This window comes from Bacillus sp. SIMBA_031 (genome assembly GCF_046535225.1).
GTDB classification, from domain to species: Bacteria; Bacillota; Bacilli; order Bacillales; family Bacillaceae; genus Bacillus; species Bacillus velezensis.
Genome location: NZ_JAWRXC010000703.1, coordinates 1 through 234, shown reverse-complemented (window position 1 = coordinate 234; position 234 = coordinate 1). Strand labels below are relative to the sequence as shown.

The 234-nt window shown below is 60.3% G+C and carries 1 protein-coding gene; it reads right to left on the bottom strand.

Features of this window, described 5'->3' with window-relative positions; all coding sequences use genetic code 11:
- Positions 1–234, bottom strand: a 234-nt coding sequence (locus SB724_RS21890) for a hypothetical protein (RefSeq protein WP_410573188.1), incomplete at both ends; no start/stop codon positions are given.

The window sequence follows — 234 nt, the reverse complement described above, 5'->3', positions numbered from 1 at the left end:
TCCATCGGGCGTGCTCGGCGATGCGTTGTGCCATCTCATGCGTACGGAATCCACTGGCCGTGTATCCGCTGGAGCGCACTTCATTGAGGACCGCGGCCGCTGTCTCAGCGCAATCTCCCAGGATTCCAAGATGGATAGGGCGGTTGGCACCAAGGGCTGAGTCGTCAAGGTCCACCTGCACCACCGTGGTGGACTCACCGATGAGAGAGCCATGACGCATGGTCCACATGTTCA